The sequence below is a fragment of the Rossellomorea sp. GQ25 genome, assembly GCF_059758515.1.
Genome location: NZ_JCAXEQ010000005.1, coordinates 43,426 through 68,543, shown reverse-complemented (window position 1 = coordinate 68,543; position 25,118 = coordinate 43,426). Strand labels below are relative to the sequence as shown.

The following is a 25,118-nucleotide window of genomic DNA, read 5'->3' as shown; positions in this document are numbered from 1 at the left end:
TTCAAAAAGAGAAAAGAAAAAACTTTGAAAGAGAAGCGATTAAAAGATCTAAGCGTATTAGATGGAATATTCGGTAAACAACATTTGTAGTAAGCTTCCAATTGACGGTATAATACGATTAGGGAGGGAGTCAATTGAATACATATCCAGATACGAAGAAAACACTTCAATTAATTAAGGAGCTTGTCGAAATTCCAAGCCCTTCAGGAAACACGAATAAAATTATGAGTTTTGTTGAGGAATATCTTTCAGACCTGCATGTAGAGATGTCAAGAAACAGAAAAGGAGCTTTGATTGTTACATTACCAGGAGAAGACATGAAGAGACATCGTATGTTAACGGCCCATGTGGATGCACTTGGCGCCATGGTCAAGGAAATCAAAAGCGATGGACGTTTGCGTTTATCCATGATAGGTGGATTCAGATGGAATGCAGTCGAAGGGGAGTATTGTCAGATTGAAACCTCTTCAGGCAGAACCTACAGTGGAACCATCCTTATGCATCAAACATCCGTCCATGTATATAAAAATGCAGGTGAAGCGAAAAGGGATGAAACAAATATAGAAGTTCGTATTGATGAAAAAGTCCGAAATGCAAAGGAAGTAAGGGATCTTGGCATTGAAGTCGGTGACTTTGTTTCTTTTGATCCCCGTGCTGAAATTACAGAAAGCGGGTTTGTTAAATCCCGTCATTTAGATGATAAGGCAAGTGTAGGTATGCTTCTTTGCTTGATTCGCCAAATCAAATCAGAAGGAATCACTCTTCCTTATACGACCCACTTCTTAATATCCAATAATGAAGAAATCGGATACGGGGGGAATTCTAATATTCCTGACGAAACCATTGAATACCTGGCGGTGGATATGGGAGCAATCGGTGATGGACAATCAACGGATGAATACACCGTTTCTATTTGTGCAAAGGATTCAAGTGGACCTTATCATTACGAATTACGTAAACAATTAGTCTCATTAGCGGAAGAAAACGGGATCGAATATAAAGTCGATATTTATCCGTATTATGGATCTGATGCATCAGCTGCAATCCGGGCAGGATTTGATATCGTTCACGGATTGATAGGAGCAGGAATCGATGCTTCTCATGCATATGAGCGAACGCATGAATCGTCCATTCTCAATACGGAAAAATTACTTTGGCACTATGTACAATCAAAGATGGTTCTAGAGTAAATGTGAAGTCTTTGATCACCCTTACTATGGGGGTGTTCAAAGACTATTTTTGTTTTAGTTGTTGTGAACATGGGTAGGGTGACATTTGTGTGAGAAAAGATTGTTTTGATTTTAGGAGGTATTTCTCTTATCAAAGCGAAGATGATAAGATAAAATAGATATAATATTAATACAAAAGAGGTAAGCAAATGATTACATATAATCTATTAGACAGCATTAAATTAAAAACCATTTACGGTGAATTACCTTCAGAAATAAACGAAATTCATGTCGATTCCAGAAAAGTGACAGAAGGCAGTATTTTTGTATGTACAAGAGGCTACACAGTGGATGGGCATGATTATGCACAGATGGCCGTAGAAAAAGGAGCCACCCTGATTGTTGGAGAAAAACAATTAGACATTGATTTAAATAAAGCCGCATTAGTCGTAGTCAAAGACTCATTCAAAGCCTTGGCTCAATTATCAAATAAGTATTATGATTACCCTTCCCGGAAGTTAACGGTTTTCGGCGTAACGGGAACAAATGGAAAGACTACAGTGAGTAACCTGATTCACTCCATCCTGAAAAAAGACAGCCGCAGCTCTGCTTTATCCGGTACAATCGGCTTTAATTTAGATGGAGAGTTACTCCCAAGTGAAAACACAACCTGCGACAACTTAACGAACCAGCAGATGCTTCAAAGTGCAATAGACCGCAATATTCAGAATTTCACCCTTGAAGTATCTTCACACGGACTCGCGTTGGGTAGGCTTTGGGGCATCGACTTTGATGTGGTGGCTTTCACCAACTTAAGTCATGATCATTTGGATTATCACGGTACGATGGAGCACTATGGATATGCAAAAGGGTTATTGTTTTCTCAATTAGGTCAGGACCTTCAAGATCCAAAGTACGCTGTTCTTAATGCAGATGACGAATGGTATGAGCGCTACAGCTATATGACTCCTCATGAAGTGATCAGCTATGGACTTGAAGGGAACGCAGACTTTAAAGCAGAAAATGTAAAATATTTTAATAATTTTACGAATTTTACGCTTTTATCTCCTCAAGGAAGCTTTGAGGTAGAAATGAAGTTATTGGGGAAGTTCAATGTTTACAATGTACTGACAGCTATGGCATGTTTGTATGCGAAGGGGATGGAAGTATCCAGACTAGTGGAAATTGTTCGCGATCTCCCACCTGTGAGCGGAAGAATGGAGAAGGTTGAAATGGAAGCACCTCTATCCGTTTACATTGATTATGCACATACGCCGGATGCAATCGAAAATGCTATTCAATCCGTCCTGCCGTTTAAAGAAAACAAAATCATTTTCCTCATTGGTACAGGAGGAAATCGTGATAAGACAAAACGTCCTACCATGGCAGAAAAAGCATCATTAGCAGACTATGTCATCTTAACAACAGACGACCCGCGATATGAAGAATACGATAGCATTCTAAATGATCTTGTGAAAGGAATGCAGCATGAACAGTATGCTTTGATTGGTGATCGAGCCGAAGCGGTTAAGCATGCAGTGGAAGTAAGTGAACCTGGAGATATTATCATCTTTGCCGGTAAAGGTCATGAGGATTATCAGATCATCGAAAATACGAAATATCCTCATAGTGACAAAAATATTGCAATAGAAGAGAGTAAGTTGAAATACGGTGTAACTGAATAATTTTCTTCTGAGCAGCAGACCAATATGACAATGTTGGTCTGTTTTTTTATATGGTTATAGACGGATTTCGCAATCTTTGGCAAATTTAAACTATAAATTAAACGATGAGAGAATGAAGCTGATGAGATTTTCATTGTATTTAAATGATTACGAAACAGAGAAGTTGTTTTCTACTTTGAGGTGGCTGTTCATGCATGCAACCATTTATTGGAGAACCAAAGGGCCCCTCATTTCTCTTGCAATATTTAGCCTGGCATATCTTTTGATGGGGAGCGTAACCGTCAAGTAAACTGAATTTCAACATTAGTTCACTCTTTTATTAAATTTGTTTTTTTCCTCTGGATCATTGGTCTTTTCGGGGCTTTGATACTCTCACGGATACCTATAAGGGACAGGCATTTCGATATGGAGGAGAAGAGTTTGTCATCTTATTGCCTCATATGGATGACCATGTTATCCATCAGTTTTTAAAGGGATTATATAACCGGTTGGAAACCTTAAAGCCTCTGCCGATTTCCATGAGTTTCGGGCAGGCTGAAACAACGGAAGCCAATGACCCGGAAAAACTAATCGCACTTTCCGATCGAAGATTTTATGTAGCAAAGAAATCCGGGAAGAGAAGAACCTGTCTTACAAATGATGAACTTTTCATTCCATCAGCAGGCTAGAATGAAAAGAAGCTGTTCTCAATGAGAACAGCTTCTTTATTGATTGTAAATATTATACGAACATACCAGCAATTGCAGCACTTAATAATGAAGCAAGTGCGCCGGCAATCACGGCTTTTAATCCTAAGCGGGCGATATCACCTCTGCGGTCAGGAGCTAAGTTACCAAGTCCACCAAGTAAAATACCCAGTGAAGAGAGGTTCGCAAATCCACAAAGAGCGAAGGAGATGATAGCTACCGCTTTATCAGATAAGTTCCCGATTTCAGGTGCAAAAGCAGAATAAGCAACGAATTCGTTGATCACCAGCTTTTGTCCAATGAAGTTTCCGGCGATAACTGCCTCACTCCAAGGAACACCAATAGCAAAAGCAAGTGGAGCAAAAGCGTATCCAAGTAAGAGTTCAAGTGAAAGGCTGTCAAAACCGAACCAACCACCTACAAACCCGAGTAAACCATTAATAAGGGCAACGAGTGCAATAAATGCCAGTAGCATTGCACCGATATTTAAAGCTAATTGAAGCCCGACGCTGGCACCTTTAGCCGCTGCATCGATCACATTAGCCGAATCAGAATCCGCTTCCATATCAAGCTCTTTTGGTTCAGGAGTATTATCTGTCTCAGGTACAAATAACTTTGCCAACACGAGTCCTGCAGGAGCTGCCATGAAGCTTGCTGCCAGTAAATATTCCAAAGGAACACCTAATAAGGAATATCCGACTAATACCGAACCGGCAACGGAAGCCAGTCCACCTGTCATGACTGCGAAAAGTTCCGATTCAGTCATTTTAGAAAGATAAGGTCTTACTACTAACGGAGCCTCTGTTTGTCCGACGAAAATATTCGCTGCTGCAGAAAGTGACTCCGCCTTTCTTGTTCCTAAGAGCTTTGCCAGTCCGCCACCTAAAATTTTGATGAAAAATTGCATGATTTTAAGATAGTAAAGGACTGAAATTAACGCTGAAAAGAAAATAACGACAGGAAGGACATTAAACGCAAAAATAAACGCTATATTGGATTCTTCCGTATAAAGACCACCGAAAAGGAAGGTGATCCCTTCGTTTGAATAATTGATAATAGCGTTTACACCTTGAGTCAACCATTTAAGAGAATTCTGACCCCAAGTAGTTTCCAACACGACAAAAGCGAAGAATAACTGTATAGCTAGTCCTCCAAGGACGGTTCTGAAATTAATACTCTTTTTGTTCGTAGAAAATGCAAAAGCAATTCCCAGAACGACAATGATACCCATGATACCCCATAAATATTGCACTTCTTTCACCTCTTCGAAATTTAAGTTTGTAACTTGATGCTTTCGGTTTTTTATTTTACAATTCTTTCAGACGTCTGACAACCTACAATTACACGATTTTATTAAAGTTGTACGGACAACATCGTCATTAGTGCGCGCCAATAAAGCGTTTTCATGAAAGGGGATACACGTTATGAAGATCAGAAAAAATTTTTTGGAAGGCTTGGAACAAAAAGTATATATCTATGAAAACAAGAAAGATGAGTTCATATTAATTGCAGTTCCGGATATTCGATGGTCTTATTCTTTTACCTATGATGAAGATAATATACAAACAAAATTACAGGAGTCATTACTGGTAAGGGTTTCAAAAGAAACAGCAGAAACATTAAGTTCCCGAATTGTTCAATGGACAAGTGAAATGTAAGAGTGCTTAAAGCCATTTTGGTGAATCAGGGCATGATAGTGTGAAATGCAAATTCATACTTATAGGAAATGATGTATGAAACATGTCTGATTTACCAAGGTGTTGATTCTTTGTTGCATTGTCACTTTAGAACGAATATGATGAGAAAGTGAGAATGACGAGAAAGGGTTTTTATGAATGAAAATAGACTTTATACAGGAAGTTCAGTCGAGACGGACTTTCGCTATTATTTCCCACCCGGATGCCGGGAAAACAACATTAACAGAGCAACTTCTTCTCTTTGGAGGAGCGATTCGGGCAGCTGGAACTGTAAAAGGTAAGAAATCAGGAAAGTTCGCTACATCTGATTGGATGGAAATTGAGAAGCAGAGAGGGATCTCGGTCACTTCTTCTGTGATGGCTTTCGACTATGAAGATTATCGGGTGAATATCCTGGATACACCTGGCCACCAGGACTTTTCTGAAGATACGTATAGAACATTGATGGCTGTTGATAGTGCGGTTATGATCATCGATTCAGCCAAAGGGATTGAAGCACAAACCTTAAAGCTTTTCAAAGTTTGCCGAATGAGAGGCATACCGATTTTCACATTCATTAATAAGCTGGACCGTCAAGGACGTGAGCCATTGGAATTATTGGAAGAGCTTGAAGAAGTACTTGGAATTCAATCTTATCCGATGAATTGGCCAATAGGAATGGGGAAAGAATTCTTAGGTATCTATGATCGCTTCCATAATCGAATTGAGCAATTCCGCGTGGAGGATGAAGATCGTTTTATTCCTTTAAACGATGAAGGGGAAATTGAGGGCGAACACCCCCTTAAGGAAAGCAATCTATATGATCAAACCCTTGAAGATGTTTTGCTTTTGAACGAAGCAGGAAACCAGTTCTCACGTGAGCGAATAGCGAATGGAGAGCTTTCCCCCGTTTTCTTCGGAAGTGCATTAACGAATTTTGGTGTTCAAACGTTTCTTGAAACGTATTTACAATTTGCACCATCTCCTCAGCCAAGGAATTCTGACACTGGTGAAATTGAGCCGACGGCAGAGGAGTTTTCTGGTTTCGTGTTCAAGATTCAAGCCAATATGAATCCCGCTCACCGTGACCGGATTGCATTTGTCCGCATCTGTTCAGGACAATTTGAGAGAGGGATGACGGTTAATCTTTCCCGCACAGGTAAATCCATTAAGCTTGCTCAGTCTACACAATTCCTTGCAGACGATCGAAGCACTGTAAATGAAGCTGTGAGTGGGGATATTATCGGGGTTTATGACACGGGTACGTATCAAATCGGTGATACGCTTGTTCAAGGAAAGCAAGGCTTCCAATATGAAAAGCTCCCTCAATTTACACCTGAACTTTTTGTTCGGGTTACAGCTAAGAACGTAATGAAACAGAAGCACTTTCAAAAAGGAATTCTTCAACTGGTTCAAGAAGGGGCCATCCAATACTATAAGACCCGCACGGAAGATATCATCCTTGGTGCAGTCGGGCAGCTTCAGTTTGAAGTATTCGAACACAGAATGAAAAATGAGTACAACGTTGATGTGAAAATGGAACCGATTGGATCAAAAATAGCAAGATGGATTGAAAACGAAGAAGATGTTAAGGAAACAATGTCAAGCTCTCGAAGCATGCTGGTGAAAGACCGTCATGACAACCTGGTCTTCTTGTTTGAAAATGATTTTGCCATGAGATGGTTCAACGATAAAAATCCGGATATTCGATTATATAGTTTGATGTAAAGATAGTGAACACCCCCCGGGAATTGGACCTGGAGGGGGTTTTTTTGGTAGTAACGGAATGGACGGTGTCATCCGGATTCAATTCAACTTCTTACCATTATCAAGTGAATTTATCCCGGAATAAATGTATATTAGTAGCATTATTTAGGTGGAAAGTCTTATTAGCAGAAGGGATTGAGAGGTAAGAAGAACTGCTATTTTGTAAAAACATCGGTGTTCATTATGCACAAGGCTATTTCATCGGAAAACCTGTTCGTGAAGCAAAAGAACCATTTGCACAATCTCTATTTGTATAGCTAAAATGACCTATCTTCTTACAAAGGAGGTCATTTTTTTAATGAATATCATTGACATATTTCGATAAGATGATAAAATACTACTATAATTACTTTAGTGCATAAAAGCTTAAAAGCGTTTAAGAGTAAAAGAGGTTAATGTCCTTTCGAACTCTCAACGGTTCAAACACATATCTTTGTCTTGAGCAACGCAGTAGGAAATAGGTAGACAGCAATCAGAGACTAGGCGGCAGGTGAAAGCCTAGGTCCATTATTTCTGAATTACATTGCTTATAAATCCTCTAAGTAGATGAGGATTTATCCAGGGACAAACCTTTATGAAGTGGGAATAAACCTATTGTCAATTATTCATGAATAGTAGTGAATAAGTAGTGGGAATGTATGACAATAGGTTTATTCCAATTAGGGTGGTAACGCGGAGAACTCTTCGTCCCTATTCGGGATGGAGGGTTCTTTTTGTTGTTCTTTCTATTCCAATTCATCGATTTCAACTTAGAGAAGGAAGTGTTACTATGTTAAACATTCAAAGCGTAAACAAACCAAAAGTTATAGAAGCATCAGCGATATTGCTCGCTGTACTGGGGATTATTAGTGGCAGTATTATTGGGCTCGAATCAGTCCCCCATATTCCCATTATCCTATCACTCTTCTTTTTGATGGTGTATGGTCTTTGTCGCAAAGTGAAATTTAAAGAGATTGAACAGGGAATGATCGTTGGGGCACAAGGTGGCTTAGGAGCTATTTTACTCTTTTTCTTTATTGGTATTCTTGTGAGCAGTTGGTTACTCAGTGGAACCATTCCCACTTTGATGTTTTATGGATTTGAATTTGTATCACCCCATTACTTTTATGCGATTGCCTTTTTGCTTACTTCCTTGAGCGGTATCGTGATTGGAAGTTCATTGACGACGGCGGCAACCATTGGTGTGGCACTTATCGGAATTGGTGAGGCGATGGGACTGTCCATGAGTATCACAGCAGGAGCGATAGTTTCAGGAGCTTTTTTTGGAGATAAAATGTCGCCATTATCAGACACAACGAACCTTGCTTCTTCTATTGTGAAGGTAGATTTATTTACTCATATTCGTAACATGGCCTGGACAACTGTTCCTGCATTCATGATTACACTCATCGTTTTTGGGTTTTTATCACCGGAAACAAGTGATGTCAACTTAACACAGCTGAAATCGTTACAGGATGGCTTGGATCAAACAGGTCTGATTCATTGGTACAGTCTCATTCCTGTATTATTCCTAATTGTTCTCATCGTATTTAAGATCCCTGCATTACTAACACTTGCAATCAATATAGTTGTCTCAATTGGCCTTTCGTTCTTACATGGATCTATGAAGCTAAGTGAACTGTTTCAGGTGTTATTTTCAGGATTTGAATCCAATACAGGGGTGGAATCCATCGACTCACTTTTAACTAGAGGAGGAGTGAACAGCATGATGTTTACGATTTCCCTTGTCATTCTCTCTTTAAGCCTCGGTGGATTATTATTTAAGCTTGGTATTATTCCTGTGTTGCTTAATAAAGTTTCAACGATCCTTCAATCAGGAAGAAGAACGATTCTTTCAACGGCTCTATCGGCCATTGGTATAAATCTGGTAGTAGGGGAGCAGTACCTGTCCATCCTGCTAACGGGAGAAGCCTTTCAATCTCAATATAAGAAGCTTGGGTTACATCCTAAAAACTTATCACGTACGTTAGAAGATGCTGGAACGGTCATTAACCCGTTAGTGCCATGGAGTGTATGTGGTATCTTCTTAACTGATGTATTAGGTGTCGCCACGCTAGAGTATTTACCGTTTGCAATCTTTTGTCTCATTTCTCCTGTCATAACCATTCTTTATGGATTTACCGGCTGGACCATTGAAAAAGAACAAACTGAAACGAATCCAATTGCATCAAACTAACATTTTATAAGAAGCCTCTTTTCGCAAAGGTTGTTGTTTGTTAACATAAGGTCTGCTTGGGCTCTGTCAATTAGTGTGAGTTGGATGTGAGGGAAACTGCCCCGCTTTCCGCGGACTTTCGGCCGAGCCGCCTCAGCTGAGCCGAACGGGGTCTCGGCACGCCAAAATCCGCCGGAGTCTACGCAGTTCCCCTCACCATCTTTAAGAGATTTTTAGTGACAGAGCTAAAAGGTGTCAAAAAACAAGTTAAATCCTTGGTGGGTAATAACGATAAACATTGACTAATAACTGATTTTTGAGCTATCATAATGAGGTTAATTTTGTGCTCCTTTGTAGATAGTTTGTTTTGGGAACAAACGCTAACATATCTACAATAGGAGCTTTTTTTGTATTTGTCTATCCGTTATTAGGAAGTCAAAATGTAGAAGCACAGAGTGGATTGTAGCGGAAGGCACTTGACTCCTGCGGGAGATAGAGGAAAGTCGAGACCCCACAGACGGAACGTCGAGGAGGCTCGACTTCCTCCCCGAGGAATCTTGTGCCTGGAGCGGAAAGGAACGGTCCATGATTCTTCCTACACTCATCTAAAATACAAATTTTACTAAAAGAGCCTATAAGAAAATAAAAAAGGACTGTCCTGGTCATTCATCGGATCTCTTTCTAAAAGATGAATTATCCAGAGGGCAGTCCTTTTCGTTTGATTTCAACATAATTTGGTAAATAATGATTGTAATAATATCCGCCTATTGCAATCACAGAAAAATGAAAAAGTGGAAGAACCATCAGCATGATTGGGCCCTTTAATAGCAACACACCTTCTTGGATCATGAATATTTCTATGGTTAACAAGAAAAGGATGGTCAATAGTGCATATTGCTTATCCTTATTTCTAAAGAAGATGACCAGTGTATAAAAGTAGGTGGTAAACCAAATGTACATCGCATTTCCAGCAATCAAGTCCCGTGTATGATTAGAGAAATGATTCAATGGGATGATATATAGTTCCAAAAGGGATGAAAGAATCCAGGTGAATGAAAGAGAGACGGTCGACAGAGCAAAAAACAAGGTAATGAATAGTACATAGTGATTAGGATCATCTTCAAGCAGTTTCCACCACGCTTTAGACAGAAGGACAGAAATGATTAAGAAAAATGATGTGTAATACGATTGCCACCAATGGTGATCGTACAAACTTGAATAGGTGAAGCATGTTTCAATGAGAAAGAATAAGCCAATGATCAAGGCAATCCGGGTTGCTCTTAACTGATATACAACAATATACGTGAGCGCGATTGGCACTGAAAAGGCCTGAGAACTAATCGATCCTAACACACTGTCATTGTAATCATTTGATAAAATATGGGGATGATACGTATAGCTGTTAAATAAAACAAAGATGATATATTCGAATACATAAGCTAAACCGGAAATGAAAAGCCAAAATAATAAAATCCGAGCAGACATATGACGGTTCTTAACGACAATTATGACTAACAGGAAAATGCTGATAAGACTAAGGGATACAAATGGAACCCAATTCGCCATGCTAATGCTCCTAACGTTCAGTATAAAAATAGTGTTTACTGATTAGGTGTATTTATTTATCAAGATGAATAATTTGTGAACATTTTCTCTTGTAGAAGCTTTAATATTGAAGGATTTTCCTGAAGAGACTATAGTTAACATTAACTGCTTCCGACGTAGTGTACGATATAGATATAGAAAGGGGAGCGTCCGTTTGAAAATTAGTGATTTTTCCATACGCCGTCCTGTATTCACCATTGTCACAATGCTGCTCATTCTTATTCTTGGAGGAGTTTCCCTCCTGAGAATCCCATTAAAGCTCATTCCTGATCTAAATCCTCCAGTTGGGGTCGTCGTGACCAATTATCCGGGCGCCAGTCCTGAAGAAGTGGTGGAAAAGTTGACTAAGCCACTGGAAGAAAGCTTGTCCACTTTACCAGGAATGAAAAACATCCAATCTACTTCCACGGAAGGCTCAAACTTCATTCTCCTTGAATTTTCATGGACAACTTCCATTGATGAGATAGAAAATGATGTGCTTCAAAGAATGGATCAAACCCCACTCCCGGATGGGGCGGATAATCCCAGGTTTCTTAAGTTCGATCCGGCCCAATTTCCAATCATTCAATTCTCGTTGCGTGAAGAGGGGAAGGAAAGTAATTTAAAAACGCTATCCGAGAATTTGAAATTGGAATTAACCCGGGTTGAAGGAGTGGCCAATGTAAACGTTTCCGGTTCACTCAAGGATGAAGTGGTCATTGAATTGAATCAACAAGCGCTGAAAGATAATCGTCTAAGTCAATCTGACGTAATTAACACGATTAGAGCAAATAATGTAACATCACCTGGGGATACCATAGAAACTGATGGACAAACCTTAACCACCCGTGTTATGAGTGAATTACAGTCCGTCGATGAACTGGAAAAATTGGTTCTTCAAGTGAATCCTCAAAGTGGTAAGAAGATTACCCTTGGAGAAGTAGCGGCTGTTGAGAAGAAGCAACAGGACACGAATACGATCACTCGTGCCAATCAGGAATCTGCCATCCTTTTTAGTGTGTTACAGCAATCCGACGCAAACACGGCTTCTGTTTCAAAAGCATTTCAAGATGAGCTGGATCGTCTACTTCAACAAGATCAATACAAATCAATCAAAGCAGACATTCTCTTTGATCAGGGGGACTATATTACCCAAGCAATAGGAAATATTGCAAATTCCCTTATCCTTGGAGGGGCTTTTGCCATGCTTGTTCTATTTCTATTCTTGAAGAATGTAAAGAGTCCGTTAATCATTGGTGTGGCGATTCCATACTCTGTTATCGTTACATTTGTCTTAATGTTCTTTGCTGATTTTGCTTTGAATATCATGACTCTCGGAGCACTTGCCCTTGGAATCGGAATGCTTGTGGATAATGCCATTGTTGTAATTGAAAATATTTATCGGCACCTTTCCCTTGGGAAAACACCGAGAGAGGCTGCGAGTATCGGAGCCAAAGAAGTGGGTGGAGCCATTACGGCATCTACTTTAACAACAGTTGCAGTGTTTTTACCTGTTGTCTTTATTTCAGGTTTGCTTGGTGAATTATTTACCGAATTTGCCCTAACCATTTCTTTTAGCTTATTAGCATCGCTCGTTGTAGCTTTAACGGTGATCCCGATGTTAGCAAGCAGATTATTGAAGAAGCCTAAAGGAAATCTCGAAGCGAAGCGCAGGCGCTCAAAAAGCAGGAAAACATTTGCCAGATCTGTCAAGTGGGCCCTTCGTCACCGATTTATCGTCCTGTTTATAACGGCTCTCACTCTGGTCGCAGGCGGTTTCGGCTTAACGACGGTAGGAACACAGTTTTTACCTCCTACGGATGAAGGGTTTTTCAATATGAGAATTGAATTAGATAATGGAGCATCCGTGGAAGAGACGAATAAAGTTGTAAATGCAATTGAAGATAGGCTTGAAAAGGAAAAAGATGTTGATGTTTTTGTAAGCCTGGTCGGTACAACTCAGGAGGAGTCCTTTAGAGGAAGTTCAAAAGGGAATATTGCTGAGGTGTACGTAAAGATGAAACCTTTAGAGGATCGTGGGAGATCCATATTCACTTTTGCGGACGAAGTAAAACCTGAGATAGAAAAAGCTGCGAAAAAGGTAAATGATTCATCGGAAATTTATTTTAACCTTCAGTCAACGTCAGGTTCAAGTCCTCAAACCCTGACGTTCAATTTAAGGGATACAGATCCAAATCGATTGGAGCAATCTGTTGATGCCTTATTCAATTCTTTGAAGGGGATGAAAAACGTATCTGAAGTGACGACGGATCAAATGGAAACGGTCAAAGAAGTCCAAATGAAAGTGAACCGTGACAAAGCTCTCGAACAAGGGTTGGCACCAGCTCAGATAGGCACCCTTGTACAAGATGTTACACGAGGTGTATTGGCGACTCAAATGGTTACAGAGACTTCTGATGTCATAAATGTACTAGTTCAATATGACCGTAATATTACTGAAAATCTGGACTCTCTGAAGAAACTACTTATTCCTAATGGACAAGGAAAATATATTCAATTAAATTCTGTAGTAGATTTTTCGATAGAAGATGGTCCTGTCAGTATACAAAGAATCGATCAGCAGCACGCAGTTCAATTCACTTTGAAGTATTCTTCGTCTACCAATCTCGGGGCAATCTCGAAAGCTGTTGACGAGCAAATAGAATCATTGGAACTTCCGAATGAGACACTGGTTTCATTCAGTGGTGACAGGGAGTTACTGGAAGACTCCATTGATGATATGGCACTTGCACTTGGACTGGCGATTGTTCTTGTCTATATGGTCATGGCTGCACAGTTTGAATCGTTTAAGTATCCATTTGTCATTATGTTTACAGTGCCGCTCATGGTCATCGGGGTCGCAATAGCGCTGGCGGTAACTCAAACACCTATAAGCATTTCAGCGATTATTGGTGTCATTGTCCTGGCAGGCATAGTTGTAAACAATGCAATTGTGATTGTCGATTACATCAACCAGCGTAAAGAATCAGGAATCAATAGCTTTGATAGTATTGTTGAAGCGGTTCAAGACCGGGCACGGCCGATATTAATGACCGCATTGACGACTATACTTGGCTTGTTACCTCTTGCCCTGGGACTCGGGGAAGGTACTGAGATCAATCAGCCTATGGGTATAGCCGTAATTGGTGGATTAATAAGCAGTACACTGTTAACGATTTATGTCATTCCGATTGTATACAGTTTCTTTGATCAAGAGACGAGAAGAATGAAGAGAAATCGTGAAGCATACGGTAATAAAGAATAGACAAAATCAAACGTGCTAACCTGACAGGTAAGTAGTCACCTCCTTATATCGAGCAGGTAACTTAGACTGCAGGTTAGCTTTTTTCATTACCCATTTTGAAAGAAGTCCTTAGCGGGGGGAAGCGATATGAAGAAAGGGATATATTTAATCACGGGGTTTCCAGGGTTTTTGAGTCTTAATATTGTGGAAGAATTAATTAGTCAAGAGAAGGCATCGTCGATCTTCTTGCTTCATTTAGATACTATGACTGCAGAAGCAGAGGAATTAGTCGGCAAATTGAGAGGAAACAAAGGAGCCAACCTTATTTTAGTGAAAGGAGACATTACAAAACCTGATCTTGGAATGACAGAAGGGAAAATAAGTGAAATACGCGAAACAGTGGAGTACGTCTGGCATTTAGCTGCCATATATGATCTTGCCGTACCTGAAAATCTTGCACATAAAGTAAACGTCGAAGGTACTCGACACGTTAATTCTTTCTGTAAAACTCTTCACCAATTAAAGAGATATGTTTATTTCTCTACTGCCTTTGTGGCCGGAACACGTAAAGGAGAGATATATGAGGAGGAGTTGAAGTATCCAAATAGCTTTAATAACTTCTATGAACAGACAAAGTATGAAGCAGAGGTATTAGTGGACGAACAGAAGGAATTCCTGCCGATTACGATCATCCGTCCCGGTATCGTTAAAGGAAGTTCAAAGACTGGTGAGACAGTTAAGTTTGATGGTCCGTATTTTATTATGAATATGTTTAAACGATTATCGTTTTTACCTTGGATACCCTTTCTCGGAGGAGGTAATGCCCTCATCAATATCGTTCCCGTCGAATATGTCGTCCGAGCTTCTATATACCTCGGCCATGAAGGCATTGGAACAGGAAAAACCTATCATCTTACCGATCCACAACCAGTGACGGTAAAGGAAGTCTATGAACAGATTTTATGGCATATGTACAAAAAACAGCCACGGGGAAGGGTTCCCTTGTCTCTTTCCAATTGGGCACTGGGCTTTCGGTTTGTACGCAAATATTTGAAGGTTGAACGTGAAGCGCTTGATTATTTTACACTTGAAGGAAGGTTTAATTGTCAAAATGCTCAAGAAGACTTAAGAGGATCTGACATTCAATGCCCAACCCTCTCAAGCCAAATTGGAAAAATGGTTGAATTTTATCTTGAACATTCTTCTAACGAAAAATTACATGTAAAGATTAATTAAGGATGTTTTCATGAAGATTGTTAGATGGTGTCTTAATCCTCGTAATAATTGGGAGGTAAATGGTAAAAATAATGGGAGAAGCATCAATAGGAGGATTCTCGAGATGTCATTTTCCCTTACGCAAGATCAGACCAGGTACATATATCCTATAGTTCATTCACTACATCGCCTATTCTATTTGCTGGGATGCCCATGAAAACTTCGATTACAAAATTAGAAGGAATTCTATGGAGCATTGCTCTCCCTGGTTTTCCGCAATTACTGGTTGGACTTTGGTTTAAGGGAACGTTATTTGTGCTTCTTGAGATTATCATCAATGTCCAAAGTAACTTCAATCAAGGGATTATGTATAGTTTTTTAGGGGAAACCCATAAAGCAGCTTCTGTAATTAATTATCAATGGTTAATGTTTTATCCATGTCTTTACATGTTTGCCATGTGGGATGCTTATAAGCTTGCTCAAACCAAGGAAGAACCTTATATATTTTTACCTTTTGTCATGTCTGCTTATATGGTGACGGTAGGGCTGATGGTTTCACCGAAGATATATTTATTTGGGAATTTTATCGGGCCAATCTTTTTGCCGATGTTATTTGTGATTCCCGGAGTGGTCCTGGGCCTAATCATTCGATGGAGCCTGATTAGGATCCAATAAATTTTATTTCTTTACGTAACATCGTTCATGGGGTAAAATACAGGTATACAACTTAAACGTTTTCTACCTGTCAAAGGGGAGTAGCTATAGGTGACATACCTAAACAAAGTCGTCAGTTCATGGATGATTCCATCGGCTTTGTTGGCATAAATGATTATGCTCAGCAAGACCTTTGCCTTATTTAGGCAAGGGTCTTTTTATTTTATAAAAATCCTTGCCTATTGGAAAACTAACTGTGTAAATAGGAGGGACTTACATTAATGGATGCTTCAATGTTATTGGAATATGGTTGGGTACTGCTCATCCTTGTTGGTCTTGAAGGAATTCTGGCTGCCGATAATGCAGTTGTTATGGCAGTCATGGTTAAACATCTGCCGGTAGAGCAAAGAAAGAAAGCACTCTTTTATGGTCTGTTAGGAGCTTTTGTATTTAGATTTGCTGCACTATTTCTCATTTCGTTCTTAGTGAATGTATGGCAGGTTCAAGCCATCGGGGCAATCTATTTATTCTATGTGTCGATTCATCATTTCGTTAAAAAGAGGAAAGACATGGGAATTGTTGAGTCAGAGTCTAACAAGGGCTCAGGTTTCTGGACGACGGTATTGAAGGTGGAGCTTGCAGACATCGCCTTTGCAGTTGACTCCATGTTAGCCGCCGTAGCTTTAGCGGTTACTTTGCAGCCAACCGGATGGTTTGATGTCGGTGGAATTGACGGCGGTCAGTTTATCGTCATGTTCCTTGGTGGAATAATCGGATTGGTGATCATGCGATTTGCTGCAACATGGTTTGTGAAGCTATTGGAGAAATACCCTACATTGGAATCAGCGGCGTTTTTAATTGTTGGTTGGGTTGGGGTGAAGCTGGCTGTCTTTACGCTTGCTCATCCTGATGTGGCGATCCTGGATCACCATTTCCCTGAATCAAAGCCATGGAAGCTCGTCTTTTGGACCGTCTTAATCCTTTTGTCAGTTGGAGGATATTTATTATCACGCAGGAAAGCAAAACAGGAAGAAGCCAAAGCAGAAGCCAAAGCAGAAGCCAAAGCAGAATAAAGAATAATCGAAAGCTAACGTGAGAAATATTCACGTTAGCTTTTTTCCTATGAGAATCATATGTCTACCCACCCCTTACCATTCGGTCCCTTTTTGAGAACTTTATCAATATTTATTTGTATAAACCCCCTCAAAAAAAATTCTCTTAACGTAACTCCTTTAATAAGGCGATCGATCGACTAATAAAAATTTAACTTCCGAGGTGTACATATGACAAAACATTCCAAATTAATGAAATCATCTTTAGCTGTATTAGTAGCAGGATCTATTAGCTTTTCAGGTTCATTGGCTTATGCGAATAATGATGAAAAAACGTTCGACACGGTTACAATTGAGCAAAAGGGCAGTACGGGAGTTACAGTGAATGATGAAGCCATGATTGATTCTGCTAAAACAGAAATTGAAAAACTAGAAAAGACAGAAACTCCATCATTACTTCCTGGTGAGTTCTTCTATTTTGCTAAGCTTGCTCTAGAGAAAGTGAAGTTGGCCTTTACGATGGATGATGCGAAAGAAGCGAAATTACTTGCAGAGTATGCAGCAGAAAGACTTGCTGAAGTAGAAGCTTTATTTGAAGAAGGAAAAGAAGAAGAAGCCATCGAAGCAATCAATCATGCCATTGAAATGATTCAACGCTCTGGAGAGGAATTACCACACGGTGAGAATGAAGAAGCTTCTAACGATGATTCAATGAAAGAGTCAGAGGGCGAAACAGCAGATGAATCGAATACTGAAGAGAAAAACAGTGAAACTGAACAAACCAAAGAAAGTAATGATGAAGGAACTCTAGAAGAAGCAGATTCCGAAGAAAAATCGGATGAAATGACTGAAATGGAAGAGTTAATGTCACAAAATATCATTTCACTTAAAACGAATATGGAAAAAGTGAAGAACCCTAAAGCGAAAGCCGCTCTTCAAAATAACATTGAAAAAAGTTATTTAAAATTAGCCGAAAAGCTTGCGAAGTTTGAAGAAAAATGGACGAAAAAAGCAAATGCTAAAGAAGAAACAGAATCCGATGAATTGGTGATGGAAGATCCTGAAACTCCAGTTGAAGAACCAGCACCATCTGATACAACAAATGATGAGAATACAGCTGAAAATACAACTAAGGAATCTCCAGAAGCAGCAAAGACTGCACCAGTAAAAGTTCAGCACGTGGAAAAAGAAGCGAAAAAAGAATTAAAGCAGCAACAAAAGCAAGAGAAAAAAGAAGCAATAGAAGTGCGTAAACAAATGAAAAACGAGGAAAAACAAGCTCGTCATGATGTTAAAGAAGAAAAGAAACAACATCAGCCAGCTACAAAACAGAAAGAACACCAGGGTCAGAACAGTATAAGCGGAAAAGAAAACGGCAAGGGTCACAATAAAGACTAAGTATAGAACAATAGCTACAGGATAGGCTGGAATTCTAATTGCCCGTCAGTCTCGAAGGGGATACTGGACTTAAAGTAATTTTTCATTTGCTGGGTTGAATGCATCTGTAAAGATTACTTAAACAGTACCCCTTCCTCTCTATTATCCTTTTAAAATCAACATCATATGAGTATAATAGTGTGCAGGATGGAGTGAGACTGATGCTAAATGTATTACTATTTTTAATAGCCAAACAAAAGAAGAAACAAACGCTTGAAGACATGGCGATACGAATACAAAATGGTGATGAACAATTACTGAACATTGTTCTGGAAGACTATAAGCCATTTATAAAAAAAACGGTATCTTCAGTCTGCAAACGGTATATCTATGAAAGTGATGATGAATTTAGCATCGGTTTTATTGCCTTTCATGACGCTATCTTAAAATATAACCATCATCGGGGATCTTCCATCATCAGTTTTTCAGAAGTGATCATCAAACGGAAAGTAATTGATTATATCAGAAAAAACGGGAAGATTCAGGATGTGAGCATCGACATGAGTCTGGTTGAGGATGATGAAGAGAACCCTAATTTAACCATCGAGCAAATTGTCTCTGTTGATGAATATGGGAAGCAGGAAGAAGGAAAGAAGAGGCGGGAAGAGATCATTTCTTTCCAAGAACATCTTTCTCACTTTAAATTATCCTTCCATGAGCTAGTCGAACAATCACCTAAGCATGAAGATGCAAGACTGAATGCCATTGACATTGCTAAAACGGTAGTGAATTCCAAAGAATTATTGGAATACCTTCTTGAAAAGAAACGATTACCCATAAAAAAATTAGAGAAAAAGGTAAACGTTAGTAGAAAAACAATTGAGAGAAATAGAAAATATATTATTGCCATTACTCTTATTCTTATAGGAGATTATGTGTATTTACGGGATTACTTAAAAGGGCGGTTAGAGATATGAAAAAAGGGATCATTATGGAAATCAAACGTGATGTCCTCGTTATGATTACGTCAGAAGGGGAATTTCTGACGGGAAGAAGACAGCCCAATCAAAAATATGCTATTGGAGAGGAAATACCTTTCTTTCCCATGCATCACGAACCTGCTACAGCTCAACCATTTCTTAAATGGAACTGGAAGGTGTCAACTGCATTATTAACAGCTATAATCGTCATCCTCACCCTGTTTTCAAGTGCTTTCTTACAGAGTAACCAGGCATATGCCTATGTGTCTGTCGATATCAATCCAAGTATGGAATTGACATTGAATGAAAAACAACAGGTGATAAAGATTACTCCTTACAATCAAGATGCCAAAGTGCTCCTGGAAGAGTTAGTTGGCTGGGAAAACATGGATGTAGGTGAAGTGACAGAGGAAATCTTCCTCTTATGTGAAGAAATGGGATTTTTAAAAGAGAATCAAAATGTTCTCATCACCTCATCATTTATTGAGGATTCAAATGGTCAGCGTGAAGATGATTTGGTTGCTGAAATAAACAAGTTTGTTCAAGAATACAGCACAGACCACAACATGAACATCACGGTGAAAGAAACATCGCAGGAAATGAGAGAAAAAGCTTCAGATAAAGGAATGACTGCAGGGGCCTTATTACAAGAAACTGAAAAAGTTGAAACACCGAAACCAGCAGGGGATCCTAAAGAAGATAGTAAAGACCAAGATGTGCTTAAAGAGGGAATGAAGAAAGAGGAGAATTCAAAGGTTGAAAATCAAAATGTGGAGTTACCATCTGTAGAGAAGAAGCAGAAACCAGCGAAACCTGAGAACCATCCAAAAAATAATAAACCTCTTCCAAATGAAAATAAGCCTCAAGAAAAACCTGCACAATCCCAAGGCAAAGGTAATTCCTCTGACCATAACAAATGGAATGAGCCCAATGGGAACCACACTGGTTCTTCTAAACAAGGTAATAAAGATCAATCCAGAGACAATGAAAACCGTGATAACAACGAAGAAAAGAAAATGGATCACCAAGAACGAAAAGATAATAAAAAATATAAAGAAGATTAGAAAACTGCGGCCCATTTGCAAAAATGGGTCGTTCTCATTTATAAGAGGTAGCTGGTGAAACCAGCTACCTCAAGCCAATATTATTTAGTTTGTTGTCCGGAAAGTTGAGATTGAGCTTGTTTAACCAGTCGTTTTGTAATTTCTCCTCCAACGGATCCGTTAGAGCGAGCTACTGTATCCGATCCGAGTGTTACACCAAACTCTTGAGCGATTTCATATTTCACTTGATCAAGGTATTGTTCAACACCAGGAACGAGTAATTTATTACTGCTTCTAGCCATGGTTGTTTCCTCCTTAGTAATAGACTTGAAACAAGGATGTTTCAGTAGTACTATTATTTGTCTTATTTCTTCGAACATGAATGGTAATATTTCGCCGAAATTGTATAGTTTGTATGGGAAGAAATGAATCACTGATACTTAATGGTTTAAGCTGCTTTCCTTAAAGAAAGAATAAACATTAGGAAATTATCCATTTTTCCTTTCATTCTTCGTACATATTCATTAAGATAGAAAAGGAAATAACCTTGAAAGGGAAATATACATATGTGGTATAAACTTAGATTAAACTTGAATAAATTGACTCCAGCTCAAGTCATAGTGACCTTCTATCTTATCGCTGTAACAGTGGCAACGATTCTTTTGAGCTTACCATTTGCCCATAAACCCGGGGCAGAGTGGAGTTTTATAGATGCTATTTTCACTTCCGTCAGTGCCGTGAGTGTAACCGGCTTAACTGTTATTAGTACTGCGGATACGTTTAACACAGTAGGGATTTTCTTATTGATATTTGTTTTACAGTTCGGTGGAATTGGAATCATGACTCTTGGAACTTTTTTCTGGCTCTTGGTAGGAAAGAAAATTGGTTTGAAAGAACGACGATTGATTATGATGGATCAAAATCAATCCAACTTGTCAGGTCTTGTTCATCTATTAAAACAAATATTATTGCTTATCATTGTGATTGAATTAGTCGGTGCGTTTATATTAGGGGTCTATTTCCTGAGTTACTATCCAAGCTGGCAGGAAGCATTTATACACGGACTCTTTGCCTCAGTAAGTGCTACGACTAACGCTGGTTTTGATATAACTGGTCAGTCACTCATACCTTTTAAAAATGACTATTTTGTCCAATTTATCACAATCATCTTACTCACTTTAGGGGCAATTGGATTTCCGGTATTGATTGAAACAAAAGACTATCTAATGAATAAGCAGCGAAGTAAACATCATTTTTCCTTGTTTACTAAAATTACAACCATTACTTTTGGGCTGTTGTTGGTATTTGGGACTTTGATTATTTGGTTATTCGAAAATGATCAATTTTTTTCCGGGATGACATGGCATGAATCTTTCTTTTATTCATTATTTCAGTCTGCATCCACTAGGAGTGGTGGACTAGCCACCATGAATGTCGCTGAATTTTCCACTCCGACTCTAATGGTGATGAGTGCGTTAATGTTCATCGGAGCATCCCCAAGTTCAGTTGGCGGTGGAATCAGGACGACCACTTTTGCATTAAACATCCTGTTCTTATTTCACTTTGCCAGAGGCAATCAAACGATTAAGGTTTTTAGAAGAGAGGTACATGAACAGGACATCATTAAATCTCTTGTTGTTACGATGGTGGCTGTTCTTATGTGTTTTGTGTCGGTCGTTATCTTAACGATTACAGAAGATCACAGCCTGATAGAAATAATCTTTGAAGTGGCATCGGCCTTTGGAACAACGGGTTTATCATTAGGGATCACTTCTGATTTAACTTCTGTAGGGAAGTGCATCATTATCGCGTTAATGTTCATCGGTCGTGTAGGAATACTCGCTTTCTTGTTTATGATAGGTGGAAAAGAGAAAACAACCAAGTATCATTATCCAAAGGAAAGGGTCATTATTGGATAGAAAAACGATGCATGCCGCATCGTTTTTTTTATTTGAGCACAGAATAAGGGACATCAAAGTAAATCCAAAGGAAGATAATGATGGGAAAGGATATGATCCATCCTACAATCGGGTTTTTATGATGGACAATGAGTACGGTGAACATCATGATATTAAATAGGATATCCCACCCCAAATGCCAGCCGTGGTGATAGGTCATCATCCCAAATACATAGGATAAGCCTTCTGTCGGACCGTAAATACCAGTCCACATTAGTATCCAGGCTAGTTTTCCCCAGTATGTTGAGGGGAGTTTCCCGATAAAGATGGCAACGGTTGCGGTGTATTGAACAGCCATTTTACACAGTGAAATGATCGTATGATTCAGGTTGATGTGGTCCCCGAATGGTGTAATCGCATGGAATTTCCACATAGAGTAGTCATACAAAAGGAACTGGGAGAGTAGATCTCCAATAATAAAAAACAACAATGTTGGATAATAGCTGTAAAAATCTTTCCAATTTCCGAATTTCCATCCAAGTAGAGCGTAACAAATTAAGAAGACAAGTATCATGTCATATCCTCATTTAACATTTTTGCATAGTTTTTGGTTAAATGCTGCATTTATTCAGACTTTTTCTTCTAGTATTGGAATACCTTTATCATCTGAAAATCATATATCTTTTGGAATGGAAAGAGAATCGAGTGGGGAAAGTAAGGTTACAAAGGAGATGAGTTAATGATGAAACGTAAAGCTCAGTATAATGCTGCTGAAAAGAACAATCAAACACCTTTAAAGAATAAGCAAGAGGCAGAATTCTCCGCTGAATTCTCACAAGGAGAAGATCCAGCGAAGGGAAAGAATAGAAACTCTTCTAAAGGTATGAAGGGTAGAAGCTGATGAAGGATAAAAAACAATCCTTCCGTGAGGAGTTTGGTCAGGAATTTGGAGATGTTAATGCGGCTAAGATCCTGGAAGTGACACAAAAACAGCCAAAAGTAAAAGAAGACAAGAAAAAATGTTAAGCGAACCGCTTAACATTTCTTCTTGTTTATAGTGAAACAGATTGTCGGCCAAACTCAAATACGGTAGATTGACCTGAGGCTGGTTCAAAGTAAGCTAATACATACTGATCTTGTCCATCCTTCGACTGAATCGTTTCTAAGAGTGTATGCTTATACAATTCTTTTTCATTTAAGTTTAGCTCAGCGAAAGATTCACCTGCGATAGATGGTTGTGCAAGCAAAGTTTGATAAATAGCAGACCTTTCTTCTTTCGTCAGTTCATGTGTCCACCAAGGCTTTCTTGGTTTGTACTTCTGATTCTCTAAATAATCCAGTTTCATTAGACCTTCAATAATCGACATGTTGTAGCTTGTCTCTGTATATAAAAACTCATGTAGTCTTTTAAACAAATCCTCCAGTTGATGCCCGATTCTTGACCAACCACGGTTTTCCCAGTAGGAGCCGAATAGTTGGAAGAAATCAAAGGGTGTTTCAAAGCATTCGGTCACCAGATATTCGATCGTCCGATCCATACGATGATCGTTCCAATACTTTTCTAATACATCTTCAACCTGTTTGATTCTAACGATATCATCAAAGGATAATACATTGTTGCCCAAGATTTCATAGGGTGAATGGTCCATGTACGTATATTGATGGTCGTTTGCACGAATCCTTAAGCCCGTACCACGAAGCATCTTCAGGAATCCTAATTGAAGTTCTTCTGGTCGCAGTTCAAATACATCATTGAAGGTTTTCCGGAATGAATGGTAATCCTCTTCAGGCAGACCGGCAATCAAATCCAGATGCTGATCGATCTTTCCTCCATCCTTGACCATCGTAACGGTTCTTGTCAGTTTCGAGTAATTTTGTTTTCTCATCACAAGATCATTCGTTTCGTCATTTGTTGATTGGATTCCTATTTCAAAGCGAAATAAACCTGCTGGGGCATTTTCATTCAGGAATTCAATGACTTCCGGTCTCATGATGTCTGCTGTGATTTCAAATTGAAAGACGGTTCCAGGCAAGTGTTCATCGATTAGAAATTGAAACATTTCCATGGCATAGCTTCGGCTGATATTGAAAGTACGATCCACAAACTTTATCGTTTTTGCACCATTTTTCATTAAGAATCGAATGTCATCTTTTACCTTTTCTCTGTCGAAGTAACGTACACCTACTTCGATCGAAGAAAGACAGAATTGACAACGGAATGGACAACCTCTGCTTGTCTCAATATACGTAACCCTCTTACCCAATTGAGGAAGGTCTTCTTGAAAGCGAAACGGTGAAGGAACATCTCTTAAATCAATTTTATTCTGCTGTGGCTTGATGACCGGCTTTCCATCTGCTAAGTAAGCCACTCCATGGACCTGTGAAAAGTCCCTATCACCATTAAGTTCCTCCAATAACTGCTTAAAGGATTCTTCCCCTTCACCGATAACGATAAAGTCAACGTCTTGCAGCCGCTCCAGCCAGTAGGGAACATCATATGTGACTTCTGGCCCACCCAGGACGATGGTTATTTCAGGCAGGATTTTACGAAGGATCTTGATCACTTTAATCGTCTCTTCGATATTCCAAATGTAACAGCTGAATCCTATAATATCAGGTTTTTTCGAAAACAAGTCAGAAGCGATGTTAAGGGTTGGATCTTTAATGGTGTATTCAGCCAGTTCTATCTCATGTTCAGGCTCTGCAAAGGCCTTCAGGCAACGAATCGCCAGATTGGTGTGAATATATTTTGCATTTAACGTACTTAAAACGACTTTTTTCATCAATAAGCTCCTTTTATACTAACCTCACATGGATGAACCATGTGAACCATTTTAAACGATATATTCCAACATGTACGAGTTGTTCGTACATCTAATATCAACAGTTCTGATTATCATTTTATCTAAGGAAGAGAGAAAGCTCAATGTTTG

22 protein-coding genes, 1 pseudogene and 1 riboswitch are annotated in these 25,118 nt (G+C 39.2%); of the genes and pseudogenes, 18 read left to right on the top strand and 5 right to left on the bottom strand.

All coding sequences use genetic code 11. The features are described from left to right. Window positions 1–134: 134 nt before the first annotated feature. The 3 genes from AC6CIB_RS15965 (at window position 135) to AC6CIB_RS15955 (ending at window position 3,522) form a co-directional block, all read left to right on the top strand. Window positions 135–1,190 carry a M42 family metallopeptidase gene (locus AC6CIB_RS15965; protein WP_498282308.1) on the top strand — a complete coding sequence of 352 codons (1,056 nt, stop codon included), beginning with the start codon at window positions 135–137 and terminating at the stop codon, window positions 1,188–1,190. Between the two features lie 188 nt (window positions 1,191–1,378). After that, window positions 1,379–2,854: a UDP-N-acetylmuramoyl-L-alanyl-D-glutamate--2,6-diaminopimelate ligase gene (locus AC6CIB_RS15960; protein WP_498282306.1), complete on the top strand. Its 1,476-nt coding sequence runs from the start codon at window positions 1,379–1,381 to the stop codon at window positions 2,852–2,854. Window positions 2,855–3,177: 323 nt separating this feature from the next. After that, window positions 3,178–3,522 carry a diguanylate cyclase domain-containing protein gene (locus AC6CIB_RS15955; protein ID WP_498282869.1) on the top strand — a complete coding sequence of 115 codons (345 nt, stop codon included), beginning with the start codon at window positions 3,178–3,180 and terminating at the stop codon, window positions 3,520–3,522. 52 nt (window positions 3,523–3,574) lie between these two features. On the opposite strand, the gene AC6CIB_RS15950 is transcribed toward AC6CIB_RS15955, so the two are convergent. Beyond that, window positions 3,575–4,792, bottom strand: a complete 1,218-nt coding sequence (locus AC6CIB_RS15950) for a NupC/NupG family nucleoside CNT transporter (protein WP_498282304.1) — start codon at window positions 4,790–4,792, stop codon at window positions 3,575–3,577. Window positions 4,793–4,964: 172 nt separating this feature from the next. On the opposite strand from AC6CIB_RS15950, the gene AC6CIB_RS15945 reads away from it, so the two are divergent. The 5 genes and pseudogenes from AC6CIB_RS15945 (at window position 4,965) to nhaC (ending at window position 9,159) form a co-directional block, all read left to right on the top strand. Continuing rightward, a complete protein-coding gene (locus AC6CIB_RS15945) occupies window positions 4,965–5,198 on the top strand; it encodes a YueH family protein (RefSeq protein ID WP_498282302.1) in 234 nt (77 codons plus the stop codon). A 177-nt stretch (window positions 5,199–5,375) separates the two neighbouring features. Further along, a complete protein-coding gene (locus tag AC6CIB_RS15940; protein ID WP_498282300.1) occupies window positions 5,376–6,944 on the top strand; it encodes a peptide chain release factor 3 in 1,569 nt (522 codons plus the stop codon). A 44-nt stretch (window positions 6,945–6,988) separates the two neighbouring features. Then, window positions 6,989–7,129, top strand: coding sequence for a hypothetical protein (locus AC6CIB_RS15935; protein WP_498282903.1), 141 nt, complete (start codon window positions 6,989–6,991; stop codon window positions 7,127–7,129). Then, window positions 7,103–7,240: pseudogene (locus AC6CIB_RS15930) on the top strand (EAL domain-containing protein); the annotation flags it as partial. The gene AC6CIB_RS15935 and the pseudogene AC6CIB_RS15930, both read left to right, overlap by 27 nt. 512 nt (window positions 7,241–7,752) lie before the next feature. Further along, window positions 7,753–9,159 carry a Na+/H+ antiporter NhaC gene (gene nhaC, locus AC6CIB_RS15925; RefSeq protein WP_498282298.1) on the top strand — a complete coding sequence of 469 codons (1,407 nt, stop codon included), beginning with the start codon at window positions 7,753–7,755 and terminating at the stop codon, window positions 9,157–9,159. A 672-nt stretch (window positions 9,160–9,831) separates the two neighbouring features. Here the strand turns inward: nhaC and AC6CIB_RS15920 are convergent. Then, the gene (locus tag AC6CIB_RS15920) at window positions 9,832–10,704 is read right to left on the bottom strand and encodes a hypothetical protein (RefSeq protein WP_498282296.1); all 873 of its coding nucleotides are present in this window, start codon (window positions 10,702–10,704) and stop codon (window positions 9,832–9,834) included. Between the two features lie 193 nt (window positions 10,705–10,897). Between AC6CIB_RS15920 and AC6CIB_RS15915 the strand changes: the two genes are divergently transcribed. From AC6CIB_RS15915 to AC6CIB_RS15885, 7 genes are all read left to right on the top strand, one after another. Then, the gene (locus AC6CIB_RS15915) at window positions 10,898–13,987 is read left to right on the top strand and encodes an efflux RND transporter permease subunit (protein WP_498282294.1); all 3,090 of its coding nucleotides are present in this window, start codon (window positions 10,898–10,900) and stop codon (window positions 13,985–13,987) included. A 126-nt stretch (window positions 13,988–14,113) separates the two neighbouring features. Continuing rightward, the gene (locus AC6CIB_RS15910) at window positions 14,114–15,202 is read left to right on the top strand and encodes an SDR family oxidoreductase (RefSeq protein ID WP_498282292.1); all 1,089 of its coding nucleotides are present in this window, start codon (window positions 14,114–14,116) and stop codon (window positions 15,200–15,202) included. Window positions 15,203–15,394: 192 nt separating this feature from the next. Further along, window positions 15,395–15,856, top strand: coding sequence for a hypothetical protein (locus AC6CIB_RS15905; RefSeq protein ID WP_498282290.1), 462 nt, complete (start codon window positions 15,395–15,397; stop codon window positions 15,854–15,856). Between the two features lie 63 nt (window positions 15,857–15,919). After that, a riboswitch (yybP-ykoY riboswitch) is annotated at window positions 15,920–16,018 on the top strand. Window positions 16,019–16,116: 98 nt separating this feature from the next. Then, the gene (locus tag AC6CIB_RS15900; RefSeq protein WP_498282288.1) at window positions 16,117–16,908 is read left to right on the top strand and encodes a TerC family protein; all 792 of its coding nucleotides are present in this window, start codon (window positions 16,117–16,119) and stop codon (window positions 16,906–16,908) included. Window positions 16,909–17,118: 210 nt separating this feature from the next. Continuing rightward, a complete protein-coding gene (locus AC6CIB_RS15895) occupies window positions 17,119–18,285 on the top strand; it encodes a hypothetical protein (protein ID WP_498282286.1) in 1,167 nt (388 codons plus the stop codon). A 200-nt stretch (window positions 18,286–18,485) separates the two neighbouring features. Next, window positions 18,486–19,241, top strand: coding sequence for an RNA polymerase sigma factor SigI (sigI, locus tag AC6CIB_RS15890; RefSeq protein ID WP_498282284.1), 756 nt, complete (start codon window positions 18,486–18,488; stop codon window positions 19,239–19,241). After that, window positions 19,238–20,308 carry an anti-sigma factor domain-containing protein gene (locus tag AC6CIB_RS15885; protein WP_498282282.1) on the top strand — a complete coding sequence of 357 codons (1,071 nt, stop codon included), beginning with the start codon at window positions 19,238–19,240 and terminating at the stop codon, window positions 20,306–20,308. Before sigI ends, AC6CIB_RS15885 begins: the two co-directional genes overlap by 4 nt. An 80-nt stretch (window positions 20,309–20,388) precedes the next feature. On the opposite strand, the gene AC6CIB_RS15880 is transcribed toward AC6CIB_RS15885, so the two are convergent. Then, window positions 20,389–20,589 carry an alpha/beta-type small acid-soluble spore protein gene (locus AC6CIB_RS15880; protein WP_044337619.1) on the bottom strand — a complete coding sequence of 67 codons (201 nt, stop codon included), beginning with the start codon at window positions 20,587–20,589 and terminating at the stop codon, window positions 20,389–20,391. Window positions 20,590–20,853: 264 nt separating this feature from the next. Here AC6CIB_RS15880 and AC6CIB_RS15875 point away from each other — a divergent pair, with 264 nt between their 5' ends. Continuing rightward, window positions 20,854–22,206, top strand: coding sequence for a TrkH family potassium uptake protein (locus tag AC6CIB_RS15875; RefSeq protein ID WP_498282280.1), 1,353 nt, complete (start codon window positions 20,854–20,856; stop codon window positions 22,204–22,206). 28 nt (window positions 22,207–22,234) lie between these two features. On the opposite strand, the gene AC6CIB_RS15870 is transcribed toward AC6CIB_RS15875, so the two are convergent. Continuing rightward, window positions 22,235–22,759: a CBO0543 family protein gene (locus AC6CIB_RS15870; RefSeq protein WP_498282278.1), complete on the bottom strand. Its 525-nt coding sequence runs from the start codon at window positions 22,757–22,759 to the stop codon at window positions 22,235–22,237. Window positions 22,760–22,924: 165 nt separating this feature from the next. Here AC6CIB_RS15870 and ykzP point away from each other — a divergent pair, with 165 nt between their 5' ends. Both ykzP and ykzE read left to right on the top strand, forming a co-directional pair. Next, entirely contained in the window at window positions 22,925–23,086 is a 162-nt protein-coding gene (gene ykzP, locus AC6CIB_RS15865; RefSeq protein WP_324747899.1) for a protein YkzP, read from the top strand. Continuing rightward, the gene (ykzE, locus tag AC6CIB_RS15860; protein ID WP_498282276.1) at window positions 23,086–23,211 is read left to right on the top strand and encodes a protein YkzE; all 126 of its coding nucleotides are present in this window, start codon (window positions 23,086–23,088) and stop codon (window positions 23,209–23,211) included. The genes ykzP and ykzE overlap by 1 nt, the downstream gene beginning before the upstream one ends. A gap of 26 nt (window positions 23,212–23,237) precedes the next feature. Here the strand turns inward: ykzE and AC6CIB_RS15855 are convergent, their stop codons facing one another. Next, window positions 23,238–24,968: a B12-binding domain-containing radical SAM protein gene (locus tag AC6CIB_RS15855; protein WP_498282274.1), complete on the bottom strand. Its 1,731-nt coding sequence runs from the start codon at window positions 24,966–24,968 to the stop codon at window positions 23,238–23,240. Window positions 24,969–25,118 lie beyond the last annotated feature (150 nt).

Coding starts and splice junctions, on each gene's coding strand:
- AC6CIB_RS15960 (WP_498282306.1), top strand. CDS start 1,379: ATGATTACATATAATCTATTAGACAGCATTAAATTAAAAACCATTTAC.
- AC6CIB_RS15945 (WP_498282302.1), top strand. CDS start 4,965: ATGAAGATCAGAAAAAATTTTTTGGAAGGCTTGGAACAAAAAGTATAT.
- AC6CIB_RS15940 (WP_498282300.1), top strand. CDS start 5,376: ATGAAAATAGACTTTATACAGGAAGTTCAGTCGAGACGGACTTTCGCT.
- nhaC (WP_498282298.1), top strand. CDS start 7,753: ATGTTAAACATTCAAAGCGTAAACAAACCAAAAGTTATAGAAGCATCA.
- AC6CIB_RS15920 (WP_498282296.1), bottom strand. CDS start 10,704: ATGGCGAATTGGGTTCCATTTGTATCCCTTAGTCTTATCAGCATTTTC.
- AC6CIB_RS15910 (WP_498282292.1), top strand. CDS start 14,114: ATGAAGAAAGGGATATATTTAATCACGGGGTTTCCAGGGTTTTTGAGT.
- AC6CIB_RS15905 (WP_498282290.1), top strand. CDS start 15,395: ATGAAAACTTCGATTACAAAATTAGAAGGAATTCTATGGAGCATTGCT.
- AC6CIB_RS15900 (WP_498282288.1), top strand. CDS start 16,117: ATGGATGCTTCAATGTTATTGGAATATGGTTGGGTACTGCTCATCCTT.
- AC6CIB_RS15895 (WP_498282286.1), top strand. CDS start 17,119: ATGACAAAACATTCCAAATTAATGAAATCATCTTTAGCTGTATTAGTA.
- sigI (WP_498282284.1), top strand. CDS start 18,486: ATGCTAAATGTATTACTATTTTTAATAGCCAAACAAAAGAAGAAACAA.
- AC6CIB_RS15885 (WP_498282282.1), top strand. CDS start 19,238: ATGAAAAAAGGGATCATTATGGAAATCAAACGTGATGTCCTCGTTATG.
- AC6CIB_RS15880 (WP_044337619.1), bottom strand. CDS start 20,589: ATGGCTAGAAGCAGTAATAAATTACTCGTTCCTGGTGTTGAACAATAC.
- AC6CIB_RS15875 (WP_498282280.1), top strand. CDS start 20,854: ATGTGGTATAAACTTAGATTAAACTTGAATAAATTGACTCCAGCTCAA.
- AC6CIB_RS15870 (WP_498282278.1), bottom strand. CDS start 22,759: ATGATACTTGTCTTCTTAATTTGTTACGCTCTACTTGGATGGAAATTC.
- ykzP (WP_324747899.1), top strand. CDS start 22,925: ATGATGAAACGTAAAGCTCAGTATAATGCTGCTGAAAAGAACAATCAA.
- ykzE (WP_498282276.1), top strand. CDS start 23,086: ATGAAGGATAAAAAACAATCCTTCCGTGAGGAGTTTGGTCAGGAATTT.
- AC6CIB_RS15855 (WP_498282274.1), bottom strand. CDS start 24,968: ATGAAAAAAGTCGTTTTAAGTACGTTAAATGCAAAATATATTCACACC.